This is a genomic window from Pelagirhabdus alkalitolerans (genome assembly GCF_900096905.1).
In the GTDB taxonomy this organism is placed as follows: Bacteria; Bacillota; Bacilli; order Bacillales; family Amphibacillaceae; genus Pelagirhabdus; species Pelagirhabdus alkalitolerans.
Map to the genome: position 1 here is coordinate 340,272 of NZ_FMYI01000001.1, position 21,948 is coordinate 362,219.

The window sequence follows — 21,948 nt, forward strand, 5'->3', positions numbered from 1 at the left end:
CAATTAAAATATGCCCCTTAAAAGTAAAATTTTAAGGGGCATATTTTACGTTCATTACCGACCAACATAATACGTTTCAGTCGGTCCTAAATAACTTTTCGGTGGTTGATGACCTTTTGGATACATCACTAATTTTTCTAAAACAAATCCTGGTGTAACTGGATAAATGCGCAATTTGTTTAAACCTTTTTCACAGTCTATCTCAACGGTTTGAACCCGGATATGATTCAAGACGCCTTTTTCCCATTCAAGCCCGTCTACACGATAGCCGTCTGGTAAGGGATCAATCGTGCGCGCAGGTGTTTGATTGATTTGAATCGCACATTTAATCGTCTCATCTCGTCCGACTGGGTTTGATGGCTGCATGTACACATCCATCTCAAAAGTGGCTTCTTCTTTTGTCATAAAGGCATATTCAACGTAAGGTGCATCTTCTAGGGCCGTAAAGTACGCCGTCGTTGGGAAGGCCTTCACGGCAGACAGTGTCTTGCCGTATCCTTTAAGCACATCTAGGCTCTGTTTTTGACCCGATGTCGATACCGTATTTTTGCGATCGATAAAATGTTCCGCTTCGATTGAAATGTAACCTAACGTATCAACAAACGTCTTCTCTGGTAAATCATGATAGGACTGGTTATTAACAGGTACTTGGATCGTAACCAAACCAGACGGTGTCTCAACTTGAACCTGTCCAGTCACTTCTTTCGGTAAATGTTGTCGATCGATCATTACCTGCACAACAACACTCATGTCATCACCATTTAACGTTCCCACTGTTTCGGAACATGTAAGCCAGGATGCATCTGTTGTCACTTTGTAATCAGCTTCGGCATCACTTAAGCTTGCGATCGTAAAGGAGGCAGTCTTTACATCTGGTTCTAAGAAGTTGGAAAGCTTGAGTATATGCTGATGCCACGGACTTCCTTCACTGTATTGATCGGTTCCATCAATCGTGACAACGAGCCGTGGTTTATTCGCAGGAATAACCGTGCTTAACACTGGATTTTGACACTCATCTTCATTCCATTTTGTAAAGCCAATATGTTCAGAGAATCCCATGCCATACCACTGACCATCATTGATCGTATGGTATTCACGTACGAGTCGACGGTCTTTTAACAGACAGGCTTTCACCTCATCAGCAAGTGTGTTCGCTGATAACTTACCTAGTTTCGCATCTGATTGGCTTTTCGTATTGAGTAACCACATCTTTTGTAAATTCAAGTTCGCCACTGCTGGGTAATAGACGAGTGAAAAATAAGCTGGGAAATGAACGGGATCGACTTGTTTGTAAAGTTTTTCTGCTAGGGTTAGTAAATGTTCAATGTCACGGAGCACACGATCCGTTTCTTGATAATGCACCGGATCATAGACTTGATCATTCATATGTTCAGGACGTCGTTTATGCGCAATTTTCGTATAACCTGTTAACAGCTGATAGACTTGATCAAGTTCCTCTTCACTAAAGACATGATTGAATTGTTGCTTGGCCCATTGCTTCGTATAGTGATCCGTTTCATTTAAATGATCTGTTCCAAAGCGATCAAAATCATAAGCCAAATCTAGAAAATACGATAAAGGGAATTCTTGTGTGCAAATATCACCGACATTCACAATCCATAAATCACGTACACCAAAATCATAGGCCATCGTCATCTGTTCAGCGATTTTAGGTAAATAAGAACTGTTCACCCACTCATACGAAATAGGCCCACCATGGTAATCAAAATGATAATACATCCCATAGCCACCTGAGTGTTGACGCATCTCTTCTGTTGGGAGCGTCCTTAAATTACCGTGGTTATCATCACATAGCATTAAAATCACATCTTCTAATTCTTCTGCCCCCATCAACCCTTCAGTGTTTTCATCGCCATAAAAGAAAGGCTCGACTTCCTTATAGAGTGCTAACATACGAGGCACTTCTGATAAGTTTGAATTCACGTTGTCTTGGATTAATTGATTTTGAGTTTGCAAGACTTCCTTTAGTAGTTGAATATTGTCTGCGAGTGTTGCATTTTTACCCATAATCGAAGTATCTTGCTCACCACGCATACCGACAGTAATCACATTGTCAAAATGACCACTTCGCTTCAGCCCATCTTCCCAAAATTTAATGATCCCGTCACGGTTTGTGAGGAAATTCCATGCATCCCCGTATTTAGAGTTTTCGCCTCGAAGGTACTTATATTCTTCACCATATCGCAAACACGGTTCATGGTGTGATGCGCCCATAACCACGCCATATTCATTTGCTAGTTCTGCATTTTTTAAACCCGGACCCTCATCATTAAACCGTGCTGACCACATTGCCGGCCATAAATAATTCCCTTTTAGACGAAGGAGTAGCTCAAAGACATGGTCATACATCTCAGCATTAAATCCACCGAATCGCTTCATTGCCCAATTGCCAAACGCTGGCCACTCATCATTAATAAAGAAACCTCTGTAGGTTACGGATGGCTCTTTGGACACTTTTTTAAACATTGATTCAATTGAAAACTGTACCCGCTGTGGCGGTTTAACATCATTCCAATTAATAAATGGCGAGACACCTAATTGTTCAGACAACTGAAACAAACCGTAAATCGTTCCGCGCTTATCGCTTCCCGCAATAAAAAGAGCAGTCTTCACACCGTCAAATGGCGCTTCGACCACTTGTAATTGATAGACTTCTCGCTTATCTCGAATCTCACTTAAGTCCAGTTTACCTTGCGACTCCAACTCATCTAAGATCGGGCTTTTGCCAAGTGTTCCGTAAACAATGACATGATTAGCAAGCGCGTCACGATCGCTTGTTTTTTGAGGTGCTTGTCCAAACACACACTCCACATCTCTCATCACTTTTTCAGCTATTTTATTTACACCACTGTAAGCTTCCGTTTCTTGATAAAACAAGGGATTCTTATGTAAATCATCTTGTTTAATAACAAAATTCATCCAAACATCCTCTCTTTTATGTAAGCCTTTTCACCAATTCTCTTACCTCTTTGTCGATTTAACAACAGAAAACCTATAGAGGTTGTTTTAATTTTTAAAGAAAAAATCGACAAAGCCTTTGCTTTGCCGATTTTGATTGGGACGTTATTTATTTTAACGCTTGTTTTAAATCTTCGATTAAATCTTCACTATCTTCAATGCCGACTGAGATACGAATCAAACCATCTGCAATACCGAGCTCCAAACGTCTTTCGCGTGGGATCGATGCATGCGTCATTTTGGCAGGAATCGAAATTAAGCTCTCAACAGCGCCTAAGCTCTCAGCCAAAGTGAAGTAGTGTAATTTTTCCAACACCGCTTCAGCCTTTTCTTCACCACCAACATCAAATGAAATCATACCGCCAAAACCTGATGCTTGCTGTTTCGTCGTTTCGTGTCCGGGATGTTCAGTGAGACCCGGATAATAGACCGTGTTCACCTTTTCGTGATCATTTAAAAATGCAGCGATTTTTTGAGCATTTGAACCGATCGCTTCCATCCGTAAACCAAGCGTCTTAATTCCTCGCATCAAAAGCCATGAGTCTTGCGGTCCTAAAACGGCACCGACTGAATTTTGGATAAAGTGAAGGTCTTCAGCTAAGCTCGCTGAGTTCACCACAACCAAACCAGAAACGACATCACTGTGTCCACCGATATATTTAGTCGCACTGTGAATCACAATGTCAGCTCCTAATGGGATTGGATTTTGGAAATAAGGTGTTGAAAACGTGTTATCAACGATTAATTTTAAATCATTTTCTTTGCTGACCTTGGAGATGTCTCTAATATCGGTTACTTTAAGTAGCGGATTTGTTGGCGTTTCAATAAAGATCGCTTTCGTTTCTGGACGAATCGCTTCTTTTACTGCTTCAGTATTTGACGTATCAACAAATGTGAAAGTTAAGTCAAATTTCGTTAAGACATTTGTGATCAGTCGATATGAACCACCATAAACATCATCTGTAATAATAAAATGATCACCTGGTTTAAAGAGCATCATCACACTTGTGATCGCCGCCATTCCTGAAGCAAAGGCAAAGCCCGCTTCCCCTTGTTCTAAATCAGCTATCACCGTTTCAAGTGCATGACGCGTCGGATTTTTTGTTCTCGAATATTCATAGCCTGTATGTTGACCTGCTTTGGGTTGTTCGTACGTACTCACTTGATAAATCGGAACAGATACAGCCCCTGTTACCTTATCGCCTGTTATACCACCGTGTACCATTTTTGTTTTTCGTTTCATGATTTACCTCCTTGATAAATATCTTTACTTAAATAACGTTCACTACTATCTGGGAAAATAACAACAATTTTACTATCTGCCGGGGCTATTTTTGCTTCCTGGACGGCTGCGTGCATCGCTGAACCTGATGAACTCCCGACTAATAGCCCTTCTTTTTTCGCTAATTGATCGACATAATCAAACGCATCCTCATCACTCACTGTATGAATCGCATCAAAATGGGATTCGTTCATGTAAGGCGGAATTTTTTCCATTCCGATTCCTTCTGTCTTATGCGGACCTGGTTCTCCACCCGCAATGATGGATCCTTCTGGTTCAACAATGACCGTTTTAATTTGATCAGATTTTTCTTTTAAAAAACGTGCTGTCCCAGCAAAAGTCCCACCTGTGCCAGCTCCAGCAACAAACAAATCAATCTGACCGTTTAAATCACTCCATAATTCAGGCGCCAATGAATCATAATAGGCTTTAGGATTAACAGGATTAGCAAATTGTTGCGGTACATAACTTTCAGGTAAATCTAGTTGTAGCTGTTTAGCTCGATCAATCGCTCCTTTCATCCCTAAGCTAGAGTCGGTATGAACTAATTTGGCGCCTAGCGCTTCCATTAGTATTTGTTTTTCAATACTAAATTTACGCGGCACACACACGATTAAATTGATATCGTAACGCTGTGCAGCAAGGGCTAAGCCAATTCCTGTATTACCCGCAGTCGGCTCGATAATCGTACCACCAGGTTTCACTTTTCCACTTGAGGTTGCCTCTTCTATAATCGCTTGACCCAAGCGGTCTTTCACACTACCACCTGGGTTAAAATATTCTAATTTCGCATAAATCATCGTGCCATTCGATTGTTTAAATTGATTAAGGGGCACGAGCGGCGTTTGGCCAATTGTATCGTGAATATTAGAGAATAACGGCAATTCTAACCACCTCTTTTTTCAGCTGTTATGAGCCAAACAAATGGGTTTAACTGCTCAAATGAATAATCAAATCCTGCATGCTCGAGCATGTTTTCAAGATTTGGCTTAAGTGGGTAATGTTCTGTTTTCAAGTCTTCCGCTAAATTCCAGAACTGCTGCTTTTCAGCTTCATCAATGATCGATTGCTTCGCCTCTTCTGATGTGAATACCGTATCCGCAAACACAATCCGACCATTAGCTGAGAGTAGTTGATGATACTTTAAGAGCGCTTGTTGCTTTTCCTCGTCCGTTAGATGATGGAATGCATATGAACTCACAAATGTTTCAATCTGTTCCTTGGGTGATTGAAAATCTATAAAATCTCCATCAATTACTGACACATCAGGCACTTTTGAACGCGCCTTAACTCGCATCGCCTCAGATGGCTCAACACCTAATACGGTAAATCCAGCATCCACTAATTTTTTCGTTAAATTACCTGTACCTACACCAAACTCAACAACAAAACCTTTTGAAGCGGACACAACAGCATCCAAAATTTCATCATACTTAGAAAAAACAGCCTGATACTCCTGATCATGACCCGTCACAGCTTGATCATAATCATTCGCCCAATCATTGAACAACGAGACAAACTCTCTTCCCATGCGACTCCCTCACTTTTCGTTTTAATTCATACTATATATGTATGAATTATCGGATTAATTAGTTAATAAGTTACCACAAGATTGACAGAAAAGCAAAAACAACTTGATACAAAAAGCCAGATGCCTTGTAAATGGCATCTGACTTTTGGATTTGTGTGCGAAAATCCTATTTTGTGTTCATTTTTTTGATTTTGTGTGAAAAAATCTTAATTTGTGTGCTTTTTTTGAATTTTGTGTGCAAATATCCTATTTTGCGCGCGAACTCACATCACTTTGAAATAAATCTTCATCCCTTGTGGATCCTCAACATATAATCGCCCAACTGATGACTGAATCTCAACGTTCGACTTTTCCAATTGATCGAGTACTCGCTCAAGTGCCTCCTCAGACGGGTAACGGATCGAAAAACCTTCCATTTGAATCGTATCTGGCGCAGGCGGCATTTTCCCACTCCATGTATTCATCCCAATGTGATGGTGATAGTTTTCTGTTGCTAGAAATAAAGCCTGATGCCCTAATGTGCTTACCACATCAAACCCGAGTAACTTCGTGTAAAAAGCACCCGATTCTTTTAAATCACGAACGTGCAGATGAATATGACCGAGCGTTGTCTCAGGCTCAACTCCCTCAAACATTTGAGTCTGATCCACCTCGTTCAAAATACCTTCAAAATCTAGTGGCTCCACGGTCATCTTAACCAATCCATCTATCCATTCCCATGTCGATGGATCTCGGTCTCGATAAATTTCAATCCCATGACCATCCGGATCATCAATATAAATCGCTTCACTCACTAAGTGATCAGCGGAGGCCACTTCATGATTATTTTTAATGAGCTGAACAATAATACGACCTAATGCTTCACGAGTCGGGACAAGAAACGCAACGTGATACAAACCTGTTGAACTCATGCTTCTTTTCTTCCGATCCTTATCCTCAAGTAATGTAATCAAAACATGCTTACCATCAGCTGTCAGCTCAACTTTTTTAGCTGATTGCTTAAATATACGAAAACCTAACACATCACAATAAAACGTAATCGAACGATCTAAATCATGTACATATAAACAAATATCCTGCACGAACGTCGCAGCTGTTTGATGGAATGGCATCTTCTATCTCCCTTTCTTATCTAAGATATCCACTCCTCTTCCCGAAAAACAATAAATTAAACATCTTGAATTCAAAATAAAAAATCACTCCACCAACCGCTTCAACCCCGACAAACTGACTTCATATTTATCTTTATACACGCGTGCAATCTTAAGAATCGGTTCTTTTGGGCCGTCATACAAGATATGAAATTCATCATTTATATACTGCAAAACGAATAAATAATCGAATTGATCAAATGTTTTCGAATTAATGGTAATAAAATCTTTTGTTTGAGCGGTTGTTTTCACACTAATTCTCGTCTGTCCTTTCCAGACATCAAATCCATGCTGATTGACCTCTTTGGCTAAATGGCCGTTTTTATAAATCGCACAATAAAATTCACCTAATCGACCGAGCAGGTGCCTCACCTCTGTTGGCTGACACCCTAATACATTGATTTCATAATTTAAAATGCGACTATACTCTTCAAACAATTTTTTCATTTGTTCCGTGCTTATAGCACCATCTTCTAAATCTGTATTTATTGTTTTCTTGCCTTGTTGCCACTCCCCAACAATTTGATCATCTTCACTACCTCTTGGCCGTTGGAAAATCAAACCCGTATACGGATAATTTTCACCTAAATACTTATAAGTCGCACGATTGATTCGCTCAAATAAATGCCGGTCAAATGCAATACCTTTGTTGTAAAGGTTATAGCAGTAATCTGATATGATCACACTTTTCGGGTTTGTTCCGAATCGATCATAAAGCTCGTCTTTTAACTCCGCCGGTGAAATAAGTGGATCTTTTCTTTCCTGCATGACAGTTTTGATTTGGTCATATATCGTCATCATGATGAACGTAAAATCTTCTCCATCTTTTTTCCTTTGGCGAGTTCATCGATCAACTTGTCCATATAACGAATCTCTTGCATTAGCGACTCTTCAATCTCTTCCACGCGCACACCACAAATAACACCCTTAATAAGATGACGATTAGGATTAAGCTCAGGTGCCTCGTCAAAAAATGTCTCAAAATCAACCTCTCGTTTAATTTCATTCTCCAATTCCGCTTGTGTGTAGCCTGTTAGCCAACAGATAATATGATCCACTTCTTCTTTCGTTCGATCTTTTTTCTCTGCCTTTGTTACATAGTGTGGATAAACTGTGGAAAAACTCATTGTATAGATCTTAGGTTTTGTCATTAAAGGTATCCCTTTCCTTACTTAGTGTTTTTGTTTAAAAAATTCGTACGTTTCTTCATAAAGTTTCATCCGATCAGGATAAGTGCCAAATGCATGGTCTGCACCTTCTAAAACAGATAATTCACCTTGTGCTCCATAATAGGTCATATATTGATGCGAATACGATAATGGAACGACTTGATCATCACTGCCATGAATAATTTTAACACGCTTTTCATATTGCTTGGCTCGCTCAAAAAGCTCAAACGTTTTTAAATCGTCGACAAAAGAAGGACCAACACGTAAACTATAAAAATCAAAGTAACCTTGATGTGACATTTCCTCTTCAATATCGCGTCCTTGAATTTGCTTTTGCTTATTCACGTCATCCAAAACAACGGCTGCTGGTGCCCACATACATAACGCATGAATCGACTCTTTCATCTCGCCAGCGACGATGCTTGCTACCACGCCACCTAAACTTAAACCTAATAAATCGATTCGATCAGGATCAACAAAATCGAGGCCTTTGACGTAGTCAACTATAGCCTTTGCCTCATCCACCTCATTAGAGAGCGTCACATCATAAAAGTCTCCTTCACTTTCGCCATGACCTGAAAAATCAAATCGAACGCTTGCGATCCCACGTTCTTCAAAGTATCTCGACATCCTAACGAATAAACCTTTACTTTCTAAGCGGCTTCCACCAAAACCGTGAAACATAATCACAGTTGGATGTTGATCCCTTTCGTTATCCGGTATGTGAACGGTACCTGTTAACTGTTTATGATTATGTTCAATCATTTCAAATTTCATCATATGATCACTCCTCATTCACCTATTCTAAAATAATCAAAATCCGCATAGCCACCCATAGCTTTTGTCGCATAATTAAAAAGCGCGAACCGGTAGCCCATAAAATGCTTCGGTAACGTGTACTTCATTTGAAGAATATCACCAATTGAAAACCACCCTGATTGATCAGTGCGATAATAAAAATGAGCTTTGTCATTCCTATTTTCAAAATCACACTCAATTTTAAAATAGATTCGATTTGTCTCAAGTGGAATTTCTTCTATAATCTTTTCTTCTTCACTATTTCCTCGCACCATCACAATAGACTTTCGATCATCATCGGCCTTAACCCCGACAAAACCGTAATTCTCTTGCAATAAAGCAAGACCTGCCACATCACCAGCCTTCATATGATCCACTTCCATCGCCACTTCCCCAGAACAAAACGGTCCGAATGTTCGCTGTGTTAAAGTGTTTTTGGCAGAAATCAGTGTATCTCGAACCGATCCATTTTTTAACCTTAAAAAGCCTTGTCGTTCAGTTAAACTCCAATACCGCTTGTCAGGGTTATGGTTCCACTGCCAAGCGAGTACAAGCTCATGATCATCAAAATCATCAGCGGCGACGACATTCGGAATAGCTTGATTAGAACCCTCATCTAAAGTTACATGATGCAAGGGCCAACCGTTATCCCATGTGATGTCTACGAGGTAAGGCACTCGTCCGACCGCACCACGGTCTTGAAACAATAGTGCATACCAATCACCATCTGCTGTATCAACTAAACCACCTTGTGCGATACCACGATTCTCTAAAGCAATGCGACCTTCATACTCACCGTCCACTCGATCTGACCGGTACATTAATTGAATCCGCTCACCATCTTTTCTCATCATAATTAAAAATACATAATACCATTCATTATTTTTTTGAAAATGAGAGCCTTCAGCTGGCAATAGATAATCCTCACCCAACACTCCACTCGCATTTGGAATCAGCGTTTTATGTAGCCCATCTTCTTTAATAGCCGTCGCATCTTGAGTCAGTTCAATGATGTTAATATCGCCACCACCATAAGTCATAAAAACCCTGCCCGTATCAAATAAAAGTGACATATCATGATAAACGCCATCAAAAGTAGACTTTTTCCATTGCCGACTCGTGATATCTTTTGTTTTAAATATGTACGTCTTATCTGCGCTAAACGAAGCCACCGCTAAATAAAACACGCCCTCATGATAGCGAAGACTACTCGCCCAAGAACCGTGCCCATACTCTTCCTGGCCATTCGATAACGTTTGTGGATCATTATGTTCTAATACATCGTAGACGTATGTTAATAGCTCCCAATTGACTAAATCCCTCGACATCATAATCGGGACACCTGGATTCATATGCATCGTCGTACTCGACATGTAATAAACATCACCCACCCGAATGACACAAGGATCCGGCACATCTGCCCAAATAACGGGATTTTTGTCACTTACCTTCATAAAAACATCTCCTTAGTACAAAGCAAATTGCATTTATACTTTCATTGTAAGCGCAAACAAATAATTGTAAAGAAAAACAAATGACATTATTACGGCTTTGCTTTCTCTTTAGGTTTTGAATCTGTCATTTTGTACAACTCATGCAGTGATCGAATTGCATTATTCATGTAAGCCTCAGCATGAAACAAACGCCCTTTATTCACCTCATCATAAGCACAACTTAAACAATATAATAGACAACCTTCTTCTTTATCTTTCTGATCTTCAGCTAATAACACCTCAATCACCTCTTGATTTAAAATTTATCTGGCTTTTTTTACCCTCATCAATCCTTCGTCCAATAAATTTGGATATCATCTACATTTTAAGCGGAAATATATGACATTTCAACAAAAACATATGACTTTTTTGGACTATTGTTTTAGAAATACGTGTTTATAGTACAATTAATTTGAATTTCGAAGTGTAGGGGGATTTAAAAATGCTTTCTGAAAGACTCAGAATCGCTAGAAAAAATAAACAACTAACCCAAGAACAATTAGCTGAAAAAGTGCATACTAAAAAACAAACCATCTCTAATTATGAAACGGGATATAGCTCTCCTTCAAATGAAATGTTAAGTGAGATTGCAGATATATTAAGTGTTTCAACAGACTACTTACTCGGCCGAACAAGTAACCCGAACACCCATAAATTTGAACCCATGTCTGAGATCAACAGACTCCTGGATGAATACTGTATTGAACAATCTGGCCTTTATGACATTGACCGTTGGAAAGCGATGGGACCAGAAGAAATGAAAGAACTTGAAAACTATTTTAAATACATTACCGATCAAGCAAAGAAAAAAACGGATAAAAACGATGCAAATAAAAACACTTAACTATGAAATGACCGTCAAAATGAGGGCTGTTTCACACTTAAGTGTATTTTTATCTATTATACAAGAAAACGTTAGCGAGAGGCTTTAGGTGGTTGGCAAACATCACATTTTCGCTGATGTTTATTTTTGAATTTCGTAAAGTTCTTTTCAAATAGATTCCCACAAGCACATCTAAATTGTAATTTCTGAGAAAAACCAGTATATTCTGTCGTCAATAATGTGCTTTCTGAATTATTTTCTACAAATGTTTTAATTTCATTAATTGTCCATCGTTTGTTCATTTTCTTATCCCTCCATCAATCAAGTGCTTCATTATAACATGACTTCATGAGCCCATGTTAAAAATCCATTAAATCTTATATAATCCGCTTCATATTTCAAATGCACAAATCTTTACATCACGTTTTCAGTTCGTTACGATGAACATGAACAATCTTATAAAAGCGTTGCACTAGGGGTGCCGATTGAATTGGCTGAGAGGAACGAACCTGTTCTAACCCTCAGAACCTGATCTAGGTCATACTAGCGTGGGGAAGTGCAGTCTGGATCCATGTATAAAATTAAGTCAATGTCTCATTATACATAAAGGCTGCATTCCTAAAAGGGGTGCAGCTTTTACTATTTTTAAGGAGGTCATAACATGACACAATTTGTATGCGATAGTAACAGAATAGCAGGCGTTAACTTTTCCATTCATCCGAAGCGCGATGATTTCGTTGAGATTATTACCGGTGCCTTGGAGAAGGTCGACACATCGAAAGTATGGATCGAAACGGATGATGTCAGCACATTAGTCAGAGGGCGGATTCCACACATTTTCGACGTGACAAAAGCGATCTATCTACATGCGGCGAATACAGGCGCGCACGTTGCGTTTGAAGCGACGTATTCAGTTGGCTGTCCGGGGGATACGTCTGGTGAAGTTTATATGGCAGAAGATGACATCGTGCTAAACAAAGAAAAGGTTGATGACATTTCACAACAAGCTGCCACGAAGTTCGCCCTATATCCACTAGGTGGTGGCGATTATATGGATCAAATCTACGCCCAAATCGAAGCGATGAAAGATCGTGGTGTAGAGGTGAGTCCAACACACTACGCAACACGATTAGATGGGGAAGCCACGAAGATCTTTAATGGGTTAGAACAAGTCTTTATCGACATGGAAGAAAGCGGATCATCTCATACCGTCATGACGGTATCAATGTCAGCTAATAGTCCCTCAACGAAAAAATAAATTAGCTTAAGCCTAGAAAACCACCTATTTTCCGATGGTCAAACGACTCAAGAAAATAGGTGGTTTTTTAAATAACATAATTGTAAATCACGTCATTTCTGTCTATTATGAGAGATAAGTATAGACTTAGGAGGCATATAGAACATGAAAAAAACAGTCAAAGTAGTTGCGGCTATTATTGAGAACAATCATAACGAAATACTATGCGCATTAAGATCGACAGAGATGACAATCCCTAATGTATGGGAGTTTCCCGGTGGAAAAATTGAAAATGGCGAGAACCCTTACAATGCTTTAAAAAGAGAAATTGAAGAAGAAATGAACTGCACGATTGAACCATCAGAAATATTGAATGTACATACGCACGAATACAATCATTTTATTATTGAATTAACCGCTATAAAAGCTAAAATTGTCAAAGGACACCCTGAGCTTAGTGAACATGATCAATTCGTTTGGTTAAAACGTGAAAACCTTGATTCCCTTAAGTGGGCACCCGCAGACATACCAGCTGTGGAATTATTAATAAATGAGGTCTAGCCTTCAATATGATATGGCTAGACCTTTTCTGTAAACTCAACGTATAACTGGGAAGGCACTTCATGCTCTAAACGAAGCATCACTTGAATAGGCTGTTCGCCTGAATAGTCAACCACATCACCCTTACCAATATAGATATATGGCTCACTTTTATTTTTCTCAATCTCTTTGTACTTTCTAACAAAAAGATGCAATCGGATGTCATGTTTATTATTAAAAATAATATTTTCCCCTCGTTCTGATGACTGCTTCGTGCTATTCGGCGTCTCCCATTGGAATGTTTGTCTATCAATAAATTTATCATTATAATTAATGCTATCTTTTATCGTTGCTTCTTTGTGTAAATCTACAAATAAAAAATAATCATTTCCGTTTACTAATAGACCTTGTCCTCGGAACGAGCTATGAATCTTACGATAGTTTGATAGATGTGCAGCATCCACCATTTTATATTGTTCATATAACTTAAAGTGAGGAATGCCATAATCTGTTCGATCAAAATAGTGACTATATCGAAAAATACCATAATCTAATACGTCTTCAATATAACGATTGAATTCGGAACTTGTTTCAAGCAATGTCCGAAATGTTTCAGTTCTTATTAATGTATCTTCGTGTAATTCACATAGTTTCTCTTTATTACTTCGTTGAACACGATCAAAAAATGCATGATTTAGATATTCAAAAGCATGATAAATGCTATCTGTTGCAACATCATCCACAACTTTCAAAATCTCTTCTCTTGCTTTTTCCATCGATATTTCTTGATGATTCATCAAATAACGTAGAATGATGAACTCATAAACTCTCTTTAACGGCAACATGCTTGAAAGGTCTTTTAGAACCCGTTCGAATTTATCATGATAAAGGAGCAACTTTAATTGTTCATCTTTTTCTACCTTTGCTACAAAATTAAGGTATGTCTTTTCTTTTTCAATAAATTTAATTGGATCTGGTGAACCATCATATTTCATGTAATCCATTAAATAAAGAGGTGTTTTTCCATTATTCAAATGCTTAAATTCAAAATACTCCTGTTTTAAATATTTCATTGAATAGAAATTTTCAGCATCAATTTGCGCTAATATTCTCTCTTGAGAAATTTTATCTAATTGAATATGTGTATTCCCAGGTATGTTAGCAAAATCTGTTGCGATTGCTACTTTCAGACTGTCTTTATCGTAATATCTATTCCCGCGTAAAGCTAAGGCAATTAAAAACGTCTTGTTGTGATTACCTATAAAATCTAAAACCGTAAGAAATTCTTTATCAGGATGCTTTCTTAAGCCCCTTCCTAACTGTTGAATGAAAACAATAGGAGAATTCGTGGGCCTCAACATTAGCACCGTATTGATTGAAGGAATATCTATACCTTCATTAAATATATCAACTGTAAATATAATAGATAATGGATCATGATCATCTTCTAAGCGATTGATATGCTCACTACGCTTAAGAGAAGAATCATTGCCATCCAATGCAGCTGTTGTATACCCTCTCTTATTGAACTCTTCAGCCATATACGCAGCATGATCTCGACTGACACAAAATCCAACACACTTTCGCTTTTCATTATCGTGACTATAAAACTCTAAGTTTTCAATGATAAAGTCAACACGCTCATTGACTTTAAGACGCTTCGTTACCTCAGCTATATCATCAACATCAATGTCACTAAGGTCAACAGATCCAATGTCAGTTACACCAAAGTAATGAAAAGGGATTATCAATTCTTCTTCTAAAGCTTCATGTAATCGAACCTCTAATGCAACATTTTGATCAAACAAGTCAAAAACATTTTGACCATCTGATCTTTCGGGCGTCGCGGTCATGCCGAGTGTGAATTCAGGATCGAAATAATTAATAACATCTTGAAAAATAGGACTTGTCACATGATGAGCTTCATCATAAATAATATAATCAAAATCACGAGGCTGAAATTTTAAATAATGTTTGCTTAATGTATGTATATTCGCAAATAAATAATCTGCATTAAAATCCTTTTTGGTTCCTGTTAAGTAACCAAATGATCCGGGCTGATTAATTAATATCGTCTCAAAAGTTTCTTTTGCTTTTCTCAAAACTTCTTCTCTATGCACAACAAATAGTAACCGTTTTGGCTTAACATTTCTCACATCAAATGCCGACATATATGTTTTTCCCGTACCAGTTGCAGCAATCACTAACCCTTTCGTTTCACCAAATTTTCGTAATCGATCTAGATTATCGACTGCTCGACGTTGCATCGCATTGGGTACAACATATTTATGATTCTCAGCAATAGACAAATGGTGATGATCAAACTTATTTTTTAGTTCATTTAATAAAGCTCGATAAGTTTGAATAAATGATTCGTCTACTTTCGAACTCTGATCCCATAGCGCTTCATACTTTTCAAGAACTTCTTTGACAAAATCATCATCACGTTTTAACACAACTTCTACATTCCATTCAACATTACTTTTCATAGCACTTTGGGTAATGTTAGATGAACCAATAAATATTTTATAAAAATCATCATATTCAAATATGTATGCTTTTGTATGAAAACCGATTTGCTGCTCATCCGTCATAAATATTTTCATATCAATATTTTCAAAGGTTTTGATTTTTTCTAATGATTTAGCATCTGTGAAATTCAAATAAGTGGACGTTATGATTTTACCTTTTGTTCCGTTTAGACCAGCTTCTTTCAATGGTTCCAAAAGAAGTTGAAGACCACTGAAATTAATAAATGCGACACTAAAATAAAAATGTTGACATTCCCTAATGCTTTGAACCAATTCTTTTTATAAATTTCCATTTTCTGAGTTGGTAATAAGACGTTTATCAACCATGGCATCACAACCTAACTTAAACAATTACTATATATAATTTAACAGTTCCTTTAATTTATTGTAACATAAGAGATACACTGGAGTAATACATATAATTCCATATACAAATACTATAACTACATTGATATATGCTTACATTACAAACAATCTATGTATAACCTATTACATTTTGTCAATCTCGCTATCCACTATCTATTCAATTCAGGAGGTGTTTACAATCGATATTGATGTATCAAATATGAGTCCTGTCGATGCTTTTGAGCGCATATTAGCGATCATCATTGATTTTAACTTTCTCATGATCGGTGCCCTACTTATTAATTGGTTCGTTTCAGATTCCTACTTCGTCATATTAGTTGTTTTTGCGATTTTTTATAATATCTTATTACCACGATTTTGGCATGGCTACACAATCGGAAAACGTGCCGTTGGCATACGCATCGTTCATCTTCAAGGAAAAAAACTAACTTTACCGACACTCATCGTGAGAGAATTCCTTGTTAAATCAGCTCTTTATAGTCTTTTCCTTGGCCTTTTACCACTTATTAGCATTATTCTAGTAGGAATGGGACGGGATAAACGGGCGATTCATGATTTTGTGGCTCGAACGTATGTGACATCAAGAGCTCCTGAATGAGTGAGCAATCTTATTATTCATTCTAATTTATTCAACAAACTCAAAAAATGATTGTCTCATTCCAAAACACCTATAAATAAAATGTTACATAAAACTAGAGTCCACCCTCTAAACAAGAATGGACTCTCTTCATACGTATTAATAAGTATTATTATTTTACTGTTCAAAATATTGACGATCAATGCTGAAGTAAGCAGGTCTCTCTCCCGTTTGATTAATTAATGATAAGTTTAAAAGCTCTTTTAAAATCTTTCTGACTGTCGTTTTTGATAATTGTAGAAATTGAGCTAATTCTTTAACTGTAATCCCTTTACTTGAGTCAAAAAAGTAATTTTGAGCAATCACAATCATCATATCTTTATAGTGATGGGATTGATCATTTAGCTTTGGCTCGGTCTCAATCTTTTTAGATGCTAATTGCAATAATTCATACTTCTCTTTTAAATCAGATAGCATGCCTTCTAAAGCGCTGCACACAATAAAAAGGAATGTTTCGATAAAGACGTTCATTTCGCCTCGATTTTTCAGGCTATTCGTTAGATCAAATGAGGTTAAATATTCTTTTTTATCGTGATGACAACCACGAGATAGCGATAAGCTTCCAATATCACCTAGCACTTCTGACAAATAGACACTGCTTATAAACCGTGACGTTCGACCATTTCCATCATAAAACGGGTGAACGTACCCAAAGAAATAATGACCAATCGCAATTTTAATGAGCATAGGAAGCTGCGCATTTTCCATAAACGTTAATAGATTTTCAATTTCTTCTATAACTTTTGATTCAGGCATTAGTCCTGTATGGATCACTTTTCCTGACCCTAACTGCTTTAAAACAAAGGTGGGGTCTTTTCTAAATATAGCTCCATCAGGTAAATCTGATTTGCCAATTTCACCACGTGTCATTTCATCATAAATATCTCTTACGTTTGAAGGTAACTTAAGCTTTGTGACGTCACCGTTTATTAAGTTCATATAAGATTTAATCATGTTTTTGAATCGTACATTTGTATCTTTATTTAATCTGACTTCTCTTGCACTCCTGGCAAGCTCTTCTCGGGTGCTTTTTACACCTTCAATATCATTTGTACTATACAATTCCTCAACTAAACTCTCAAGAATGAATTGCTCTCTAGCCACAACTGGTAGCAAATCAAACGTTCGCTGTAGTTCTCTAGCGTATTTATGAATAGTATCTGTTAAATCAATCATCTTGTTCGTTGGTACATAAAACAACTCAAACGCATTCGGCTGATTTTGAGGCTTTACTTTTAAACCTAACCTTTGGGTGGTCGGCAGTTCCATTCTTTTATTGTATTCTTTATCAAATTGAGCACGACTCTTTTCATGAAAAATCTTATACAAATACTTCACAAACACACCTCCATTCTCATAATTGTATTTTTACACACAACCGCTCTTTTATCTGTTTCTATGTATCAAAATTGTCTGTTTTTAATACATAGAAGTGTATTTTTATATGAAAAGTTATCATTTTGAACATTTTTTTATATAGTCAGGATAAACAATAAGCAACTATTCCATTCTCGTATTATGAGTTTAACCATTTGGAAAAATGTATAATAACGAACTGACTCGTTTTATTAACTCTTTTAAAAATGATACGCATCTGTTAAAATTTGGACATTATGTATGAATAGTATGATGATAAAGTAGAAATGGATTTCTCCATGTAACTAAAATTCATAAGGTAAGGTGGTTCCTAATGAAAAAGGCGGATGGGGTTAGTTGGTTTTTTTACAGGTGTTTTCATTTATTTTCTGTTTCACTATTTTATTTGAAATAATATGATGATAAGAAATAGTCTATCAAAAATGAATAGTCGAGGTAATTAATTATGATATCTAAATTTAAGAAATCATTACCGATTCAAATTATTTTCTATATTAATAATATAGCTTTAATCCTTCTAATGACCCATTTCGATTTAGAAGGATTTATGGCGCTATGGTTTTTCTCGCCTTTCCTTTTATATATGTTCTCACTAACTTTTTATACCGAAATAAGAATGACATCATTACACAAAATCAAAAAATTAATAAAGCTAGAATTCAGCATGAGAACAGCTATCTTGTTCATCAATCTTGTTATCTTATCATTTCATAATACGGGTACTCCTTCATTTTTCATAAATCTTATCGTCACACTTATGGCTTTCTTTTTATTATTTAAACTTAACAACATGATCAACAGTAACCAATCCGCTATTCGTGAAGCTTACTCAAACCATGCTCATAACTTTTCAGAAAAAGTTCCTAATCATAAACAAGCGACAACTTTAATGGCACTAATCGGTTATTTGAATACGATCATTATCCTTCTCCCTGCAATATCTATCGTCCTATTCCGCGTTTTAGGTAAGGATCACAGATGGATTGTATTCTTGATGGCATTGATACTACTAACTATTTATTTTTATCTGAACGAAAAAAAGTTCTATTTATATAATGCCCATTACAAATTTAGAGATAATATAATGCTATTCATTGGTATTGCTATTATATTGATTTTTCAAGGGCATATACACATAGATACAGATACATTTAACTTTTTAGCCGTCTTTGTCGGCGCTATTTTTTGTTTACCAACATTTATAACAAATCAATCTATAATCGATGAACTTAAACAGTTCCATTCATCAGATCTTTGACATCGTGAATGGCGTAGAAACGGCTGGTGCGGGTTTGCTAAAAGCCCCCCGTATAATTGTTCATTGCTTGTAGGGGCTAATATTAGCTGAGGACATTCTATGAAATATTTAACCAAAGAGGGGTTCTATGAATTTAAACAATAAACTTAACAAATATAAAATAAAATTATTATTACTAGAGTTTTCAAGAAACGTTAAATATGTAGGGATAACTAGTGTTATACTGACATTTTTCTTTGAATCAATCATTTTCACTTGGCTTTCGCTCTTATCATTTTTTGCGTTCGTTGAAGTTGTTTTGGATTTTTCAGTTTATAAAGCAAGTGCACTTCAACTTTTGGGAGAGATTGTCATCAAAATCAAATATCGCCAAAACACTCCCACGTTTGAAAATTATCAAAGCGAAGTTGTGTATTCCCTTCCGTTTGATGGTGAATGGGTCATTATAAATGGAAGTTACATAAAATCACATTCTCACTCTTGGGATATTACGCCCCAGCGATATGCCTATGATTTTGTTATCATGAATGAAAATGGCACGACTTATGAAGGCAAACCCAATAACCTAAGCAGCTACTTTTGTTATGATCAAGATATTTTAGCTCCTGCAGATGGCGAAGTAGTACAAGTCTATAATAAAGCGGAAGATAGCCTACTATTTAAATCCGGAAAATTTCTGTCAAGATCACCGCATATTGCAGGCAATTATATCATGATTAAACATAGTGAAAATGAGTATAGTACACTAGCTCACTTAAAGAAAGACAGTATATGTGTCAATGAAGGCGATCACGTCTCAAGAGGTGAGAAGGTTGCGACGTGTGGCAATACCGGTAATTCAACAGAGCCACATTTACATTTCCAAGTACAAAATGGAAACAGCTTTTTCACGAATCCAGGATGTCCGATTAAATTTGAAAACTATGAACTGAAAATTCCTAAGCAGTACAAAAAAATAGACCCTAGACTGACTCTTTCAAAAGAAGAGATGGCAGACGGATACATTACACGTGGCTATATCGTTAAAAATCAATGATTCACGAGTGACTTATGTATTTGACTAAATAATAGGTTCAGGAATAGCATTTTTAAAGTGGTGGTCACTTGCGGCGAAAAGAGTTAACGCTTATGCAAGAAAAACAATACCACCCTATCTAAGCAATTCGCTTGAATAGGGTGGTACCGTCTAAAGTTATAATTAAGACTGCCATTCTATGGGCAACCTATCCTAGACCACTAAAGTGTTCCCGCACCTTAGTGGTCATTTTTATTATACGACAAAATGTACAGCCAAACGCATCACGTTGATAAAAGAGCTGATCCCCATTACGAAGATCAACTCTTTTTGTATTTCTATTCATCATCTAACAATTTATTGAACTCGCCCATGACACTTGTTACTTCAGGGCCGATGACGATTTGATAATGCGTATCTGACACTTTAACGACACCACTTACGCCAGTCTGACGAATACGTTCTAAATCAACTTTGTCAGCTTCATTAACGGTCACACGCAATCTAGTGACACAGTTATATGCGTCCTCTATATTACCTTTTCCACCTAAAGACTCAAGCATTTTTTTAGCTAAAAACGTGTAGTTATTCGTTTCTAATCCGAGTTCTTTTTCTTCTTCAGTTCTCTCTTCGGTAAATGTTTTTTCGTCTTCTCTTCCTAATGTTTTCAGTTGCATCTTACGAATAACAAAACTAAACGTAAAGTAGTAAAGGAAGAAGAAGGCGATTCCGACCGGTATAACTAACAAGCCATTTTCAGCGATATTATAGCCTAAAGTAAAATCAATGAGTGAAGCACCAAACGAGAAACCAAACCTGATACCGAGCGTGTAGGTTACCATACCTGCCAAACCAGCAAAAATTGAGTGAATCACATATAAAATAGGTGCTGTGAACATAAAGGTGAATTCAACAGGTTCTGTAATGTTTGTAAGGAAGGATGTAAATGCACCACCGCCCATAATACCTTTTACTCGCTCTTTATTCGCTTTATAAGCCGTGCGATAGATCGCAAGACAAATACCAGGTACACCGAACATCATAATGACAAAGAAACCAGCCAAGAAGTAACCTGCTGTTGGGTCACCATTTAAAAATCGAGGAATTTCACCTTGGAATACTTCTCCCGCTTCATTCGTGTACTCATCTAGATCAAAATAAATGTAAGAGTTAATAACATGGTGCAAGCCTAGCGGTATCAATAGTCGATTTAAGAACATGAACAACCCAACACCTAGAGCACCCATTTGAACCCATGTTTGAGCAAATATATCTAAACCTGACTGAATAGGAGGCCAAATAAATCCAAACAGCACAGCTACGAGCACTTGTACTAATAAGACAACCATTAAAGGGAAACGTTCACCAGCAAAGAAAGACAGTGCTTGTGGGAGCCGTTGTTCTTTAAATCGGTTATAGGTCCAGCTCGCCATTGAACCCGATACAATACCACCAAAGATCCCCATATCAATGTCTGGATCTATAATCTCTAAACCTTGTTGCAACGTTAGTATCGCTAGAACAGCTGTTAAAGCAGCCATGCCTTTATCTTTCGCTTTAGCAAAACCAAAAACAACACCAATCGCAAATAAAATATCTAAGTTAGTAAATACCGCATTACCCGCAGCAGATAAGATCGGGATGTCAAATAAATCTTCCGCTGAGAGCCTTAGTAAAATACCAGCAAGCGGCATAGCCGAAACAGGAACAAGCATTGACCTTCCAAGCTTTTGTACATTTGTTTTTATATCCATGGAAATC

At 37.2% G+C, this 21,948-nt stretch carries 20 protein-coding genes and 1 riboswitch; of the genes, 6 read left to right on the forward strand and 14 right to left on the reverse strand.

The annotated features are described in order from the left end of the window. Positions 1-54 precede the first annotated feature (54 nt). The 10 genes from BLR62_RS01570 to BLR62_RS01615 all read right to left on the reverse strand — a co-directional run bounded on the left by BLR62_RS01570 (position 55) and on the right by BLR62_RS01615 (position 10,642). Positions 55-2,940, reverse strand: a complete 2,886-nt coding sequence (locus BLR62_RS01570) for a glycosyl hydrolase 115 family protein (protein ID WP_090792269.1) — start codon at positions 2,938-2,940, stop codon at positions 55-57. Between the two features lie 148 nt (positions 2,941-3,088). Then, the gene (locus tag BLR62_RS01575) at positions 3,089-4,222 is read right to left on the reverse strand and encodes a bifunctional cystathionine gamma-lyase/homocysteine desulfhydrase (RefSeq protein ID WP_090792271.1); all 1,134 of its coding nucleotides are present in this window, start codon (positions 4,220-4,222) and stop codon (positions 3,089-3,091) included. Continuing rightward, a complete protein-coding gene (locus BLR62_RS01580) occupies positions 4,219-5,145 on the reverse strand; it encodes a PLP-dependent cysteine synthase family protein (protein ID WP_090792274.1) in 927 nt (308 codons plus the stop codon). The genes BLR62_RS01575 and BLR62_RS01580 overlap by 4 nt, the downstream gene beginning before the upstream one ends. Positions 5,146-5,147: 2 nt before the next feature. Next, positions 5,148-5,792, reverse strand: coding sequence for a class I SAM-dependent DNA methyltransferase (locus BLR62_RS01585; protein ID WP_090792276.1), 645 nt, complete (start codon positions 5,790-5,792; stop codon positions 5,148-5,150). Between the two features lie 263 nt (positions 5,793-6,055). Further along, on the reverse strand, positions 6,056-6,904 hold the full coding sequence (locus tag BLR62_RS01590) for a VOC family protein (protein WP_090792279.1): 849 nt from the start codon (positions 6,902-6,904) through the stop codon (positions 6,056-6,058). Between the two features lie 84 nt (positions 6,905-6,988). Beyond that, positions 6,989-7,741: a DUF7225 domain-containing protein gene (locus BLR62_RS01595; RefSeq protein ID WP_090792590.1), complete on the reverse strand. Its 753-nt coding sequence runs from the start codon at positions 7,739-7,741 to the stop codon at positions 6,989-6,991. Next, a complete protein-coding gene (locus BLR62_RS01600; protein ID WP_090792282.1) occupies positions 7,741-8,094 on the reverse strand; it encodes a DUF2200 domain-containing protein in 354 nt (117 codons plus the stop codon). The genes BLR62_RS01595 and BLR62_RS01600 overlap by 1 nt, the downstream gene beginning before the upstream one ends. Before the next feature lie 21 nt (positions 8,095-8,115). Further along, complete coding sequence (locus tag BLR62_RS01605; protein ID WP_245719369.1) at positions 8,116-8,892, reverse strand: alpha/beta hydrolase; 777 nt, start codon at positions 8,890-8,892, stop codon at positions 8,116-8,118. A gap of 11 nt (positions 8,893-8,903) precedes the next feature. Continuing rightward, positions 8,904-10,364, reverse strand: a complete 1,461-nt coding sequence (locus BLR62_RS01610) for a glycoside hydrolase family 43 protein (RefSeq protein WP_090792285.1) — start codon at positions 10,362-10,364, stop codon at positions 8,904-8,906. A gap of 89 nt (positions 10,365-10,453) precedes the next feature. Beyond that, positions 10,454-10,642, reverse strand: coding sequence for a hypothetical protein (locus BLR62_RS01615; RefSeq protein WP_090792288.1), 189 nt, complete (start codon positions 10,640-10,642; stop codon positions 10,454-10,456). Between the two features lie 203 nt (positions 10,643-10,845). Here BLR62_RS01615 and BLR62_RS01620 point away from each other — a divergent pair, with 203 nt between their 5' ends. Continuing rightward, positions 10,846-11,247 (forward strand): helix-turn-helix domain-containing protein, encoded by a 402-nt coding sequence (locus BLR62_RS01620; protein ID WP_090792290.1) that lies wholly within the window; start codon positions 10,846-10,848, stop codon positions 11,245-11,247. A gap of 71 nt (positions 11,248-11,318) precedes the next feature. Here the strand turns inward: BLR62_RS01620 and BLR62_RS01625 are convergent, their stop codons facing one another. Next, entirely contained in the window at positions 11,319-11,528 is a 210-nt protein-coding gene (locus BLR62_RS01625) for a hypothetical protein (protein ID WP_090792292.1), read from the reverse strand. Positions 11,529-11,690: 162 nt separating this feature from the next. Next, positions 11,691-11,798: riboswitch (TPP riboswitch) on the forward strand. 89 nt (positions 11,799-11,887) lie between these two features. On the opposite strand from BLR62_RS01625, the gene BLR62_RS01630 reads away from it, so the two are divergent. After that, positions 11,888-12,484, forward strand: a complete 597-nt coding sequence (locus tag BLR62_RS01630) for a YkoF family thiamine/hydroxymethylpyrimidine-binding protein (protein ID WP_090792295.1) — start codon at positions 11,888-11,890, stop codon at positions 12,482-12,484. Between the two features lie 144 nt (positions 12,485-12,628). Beyond that, positions 12,629-13,024, forward strand: a complete 396-nt coding sequence (locus tag BLR62_RS01635; RefSeq protein WP_090792296.1) for a (deoxy)nucleoside triphosphate pyrophosphohydrolase — start codon at positions 12,629-12,631, stop codon at positions 13,022-13,024. A 17-nt stretch (positions 13,025-13,041) separates the two neighbouring features. On the opposite strand, the gene BLR62_RS01640 is transcribed toward BLR62_RS01635, so the two are convergent. Next, complete coding sequence (locus BLR62_RS01640; protein ID WP_245719370.1) at positions 13,042-15,807, reverse strand: DEAD/DEAH box helicase; 2,766 nt, start codon at positions 15,805-15,807, stop codon at positions 13,042-13,044. 292 nt (positions 15,808-16,099) lie between these two features. Between BLR62_RS01640 and BLR62_RS01645 the strand changes: the two genes are divergently transcribed. After that, positions 16,100-16,498: an RDD family protein gene (locus BLR62_RS01645; protein WP_090792299.1), complete on the forward strand. Its 399-nt coding sequence runs from the start codon at positions 16,100-16,102 to the stop codon at positions 16,496-16,498. A gap of 156 nt (positions 16,499-16,654) precedes the next feature. Here BLR62_RS01645 and BLR62_RS01650 read toward each other — a convergent pair whose 3' ends face one another. Then, positions 16,655-17,875 (reverse strand): Fic family protein, encoded by a 1,221-nt coding sequence (locus tag BLR62_RS01650; RefSeq protein WP_090792302.1) that lies wholly within the window; start codon positions 17,873-17,875, stop codon positions 16,655-16,657. An 829-nt stretch (positions 17,876-18,704) separates the two neighbouring features. On the opposite strand from BLR62_RS01650, the gene BLR62_RS01655 reads away from it, so the two are divergent. Then, positions 18,705-19,172: a hypothetical protein gene (locus tag BLR62_RS01655; protein WP_176759178.1), complete on the forward strand. Its 468-nt coding sequence runs from the start codon at positions 18,705-18,707 to the stop codon at positions 19,170-19,172. Positions 19,173-19,299: 127 nt separating this feature from the next. Next, positions 19,300-20,208 carry a M23 family metallopeptidase gene (locus BLR62_RS01660; protein ID WP_090792307.1) on the forward strand — a complete coding sequence of 303 codons (909 nt, stop codon included), beginning with the start codon at positions 19,300-19,302 and terminating at the stop codon, positions 20,206-20,208. A 317-nt stretch (positions 20,209-20,525) separates the two neighbouring features. Here BLR62_RS01660 and BLR62_RS01665 read toward each other — a convergent pair whose 3' ends face one another. Beyond that, on the reverse strand, positions 20,526-21,941 hold the full coding sequence (locus BLR62_RS01665) for a PTS transporter subunit EIIC (RefSeq protein WP_090792310.1): 1,416 nt from the start codon (positions 21,939-21,941) through the stop codon (positions 20,526-20,528). Positions 21,942-21,948: the final 7 nt, after the last annotated feature.

Excerpts from the sequence above, each read along its gene's own strand:
- BLR62_RS01645 (WP_090792299.1), top strand. The coding sequence starts at position 16,100 with ATGAGTCCTGTCGATGCTTTTGAGCGCATATTAGCGATCATCATTGAT.
- BLR62_RS01595 (WP_090792590.1), bottom strand. The coding sequence starts at position 7,741 with ATGACGATATATGACCAAATCAAAACTGTCATGCAGGAAAGAAAAGAT.
- BLR62_RS01600 (WP_090792282.1), bottom strand. The coding sequence starts at position 8,094 with ATGACAAAACCTAAGATCTATACAATGAGTTTTTCCACAGTTTATCCA.
- BLR62_RS01630 (WP_090792295.1), top strand. The coding sequence starts at position 11,888 with ATGACACAATTTGTATGCGATAGTAACAGAATAGCAGGCGTTAACTTT.
- BLR62_RS01570 (WP_090792269.1), bottom strand. The coding sequence starts at position 2,940 with ATGAATTTTGTTATTAAACAAGATGATTTACATAAGAATCCCTTGTTT.
- BLR62_RS01660 (WP_090792307.1), top strand. The coding sequence starts at position 19,300 with ATGAATTTAAACAATAAACTTAACAAATATAAAATAAAATTATTATTA.
- BLR62_RS01575 (WP_090792271.1), bottom strand. The coding sequence starts at position 4,222 with ATGAAACGAAAAACAAAAATGGTACACGGTGGTATAACAGGCGATAAG.
- BLR62_RS01585 (WP_090792276.1), bottom strand. The coding sequence starts at position 5,792 with ATGGGAAGAGAGTTTGTCTCGTTGTTCAATGATTGGGCGAATGATTAT.
- BLR62_RS01620 (WP_090792290.1), top strand. The coding sequence starts at position 10,846 with ATGCTTTCTGAAAGACTCAGAATCGCTAGAAAAAATAAACAACTAACC.
- BLR62_RS01665 (WP_090792310.1), bottom strand. The coding sequence starts at position 21,941 with ATGGATATAAAAACAAATGTACAAAAGCTTGGAAGGTCAATGCTTGTT.
- BLR62_RS01610 (WP_090792285.1), bottom strand. The coding sequence starts at position 10,364 with ATGAAGGTAAGTGACAAAAATCCCGTTATTTGGGCAGATGTGCCGGAT.
- BLR62_RS01625 (WP_090792292.1), bottom strand. The coding sequence starts at position 11,528 with ATGAACAAACGATGGACAATTAATGAAATTAAAACATTTGTAGAAAAT.
- BLR62_RS01605 (WP_245719369.1), bottom strand. The coding sequence starts at position 8,892 with ATGATGAAATTTGAAATGATTGAACATAATCATAAACAGTTAACAGGT.
- BLR62_RS01590 (WP_090792279.1), bottom strand. The coding sequence starts at position 6,904 with ATGCCATTCCATCAAACAGCTGCGACGTTCGTGCAGGATATTTGTTTA.
- BLR62_RS01655 (WP_176759178.1), top strand. The coding sequence starts at position 18,705 with ATGATCAACAGTAACCAATCCGCTATTCGTGAAGCTTACTCAAACCAT.
- BLR62_RS01635 (WP_090792296.1), top strand. The coding sequence starts at position 12,629 with ATGAAAAAAACAGTCAAAGTAGTTGCGGCTATTATTGAGAACAATCAT.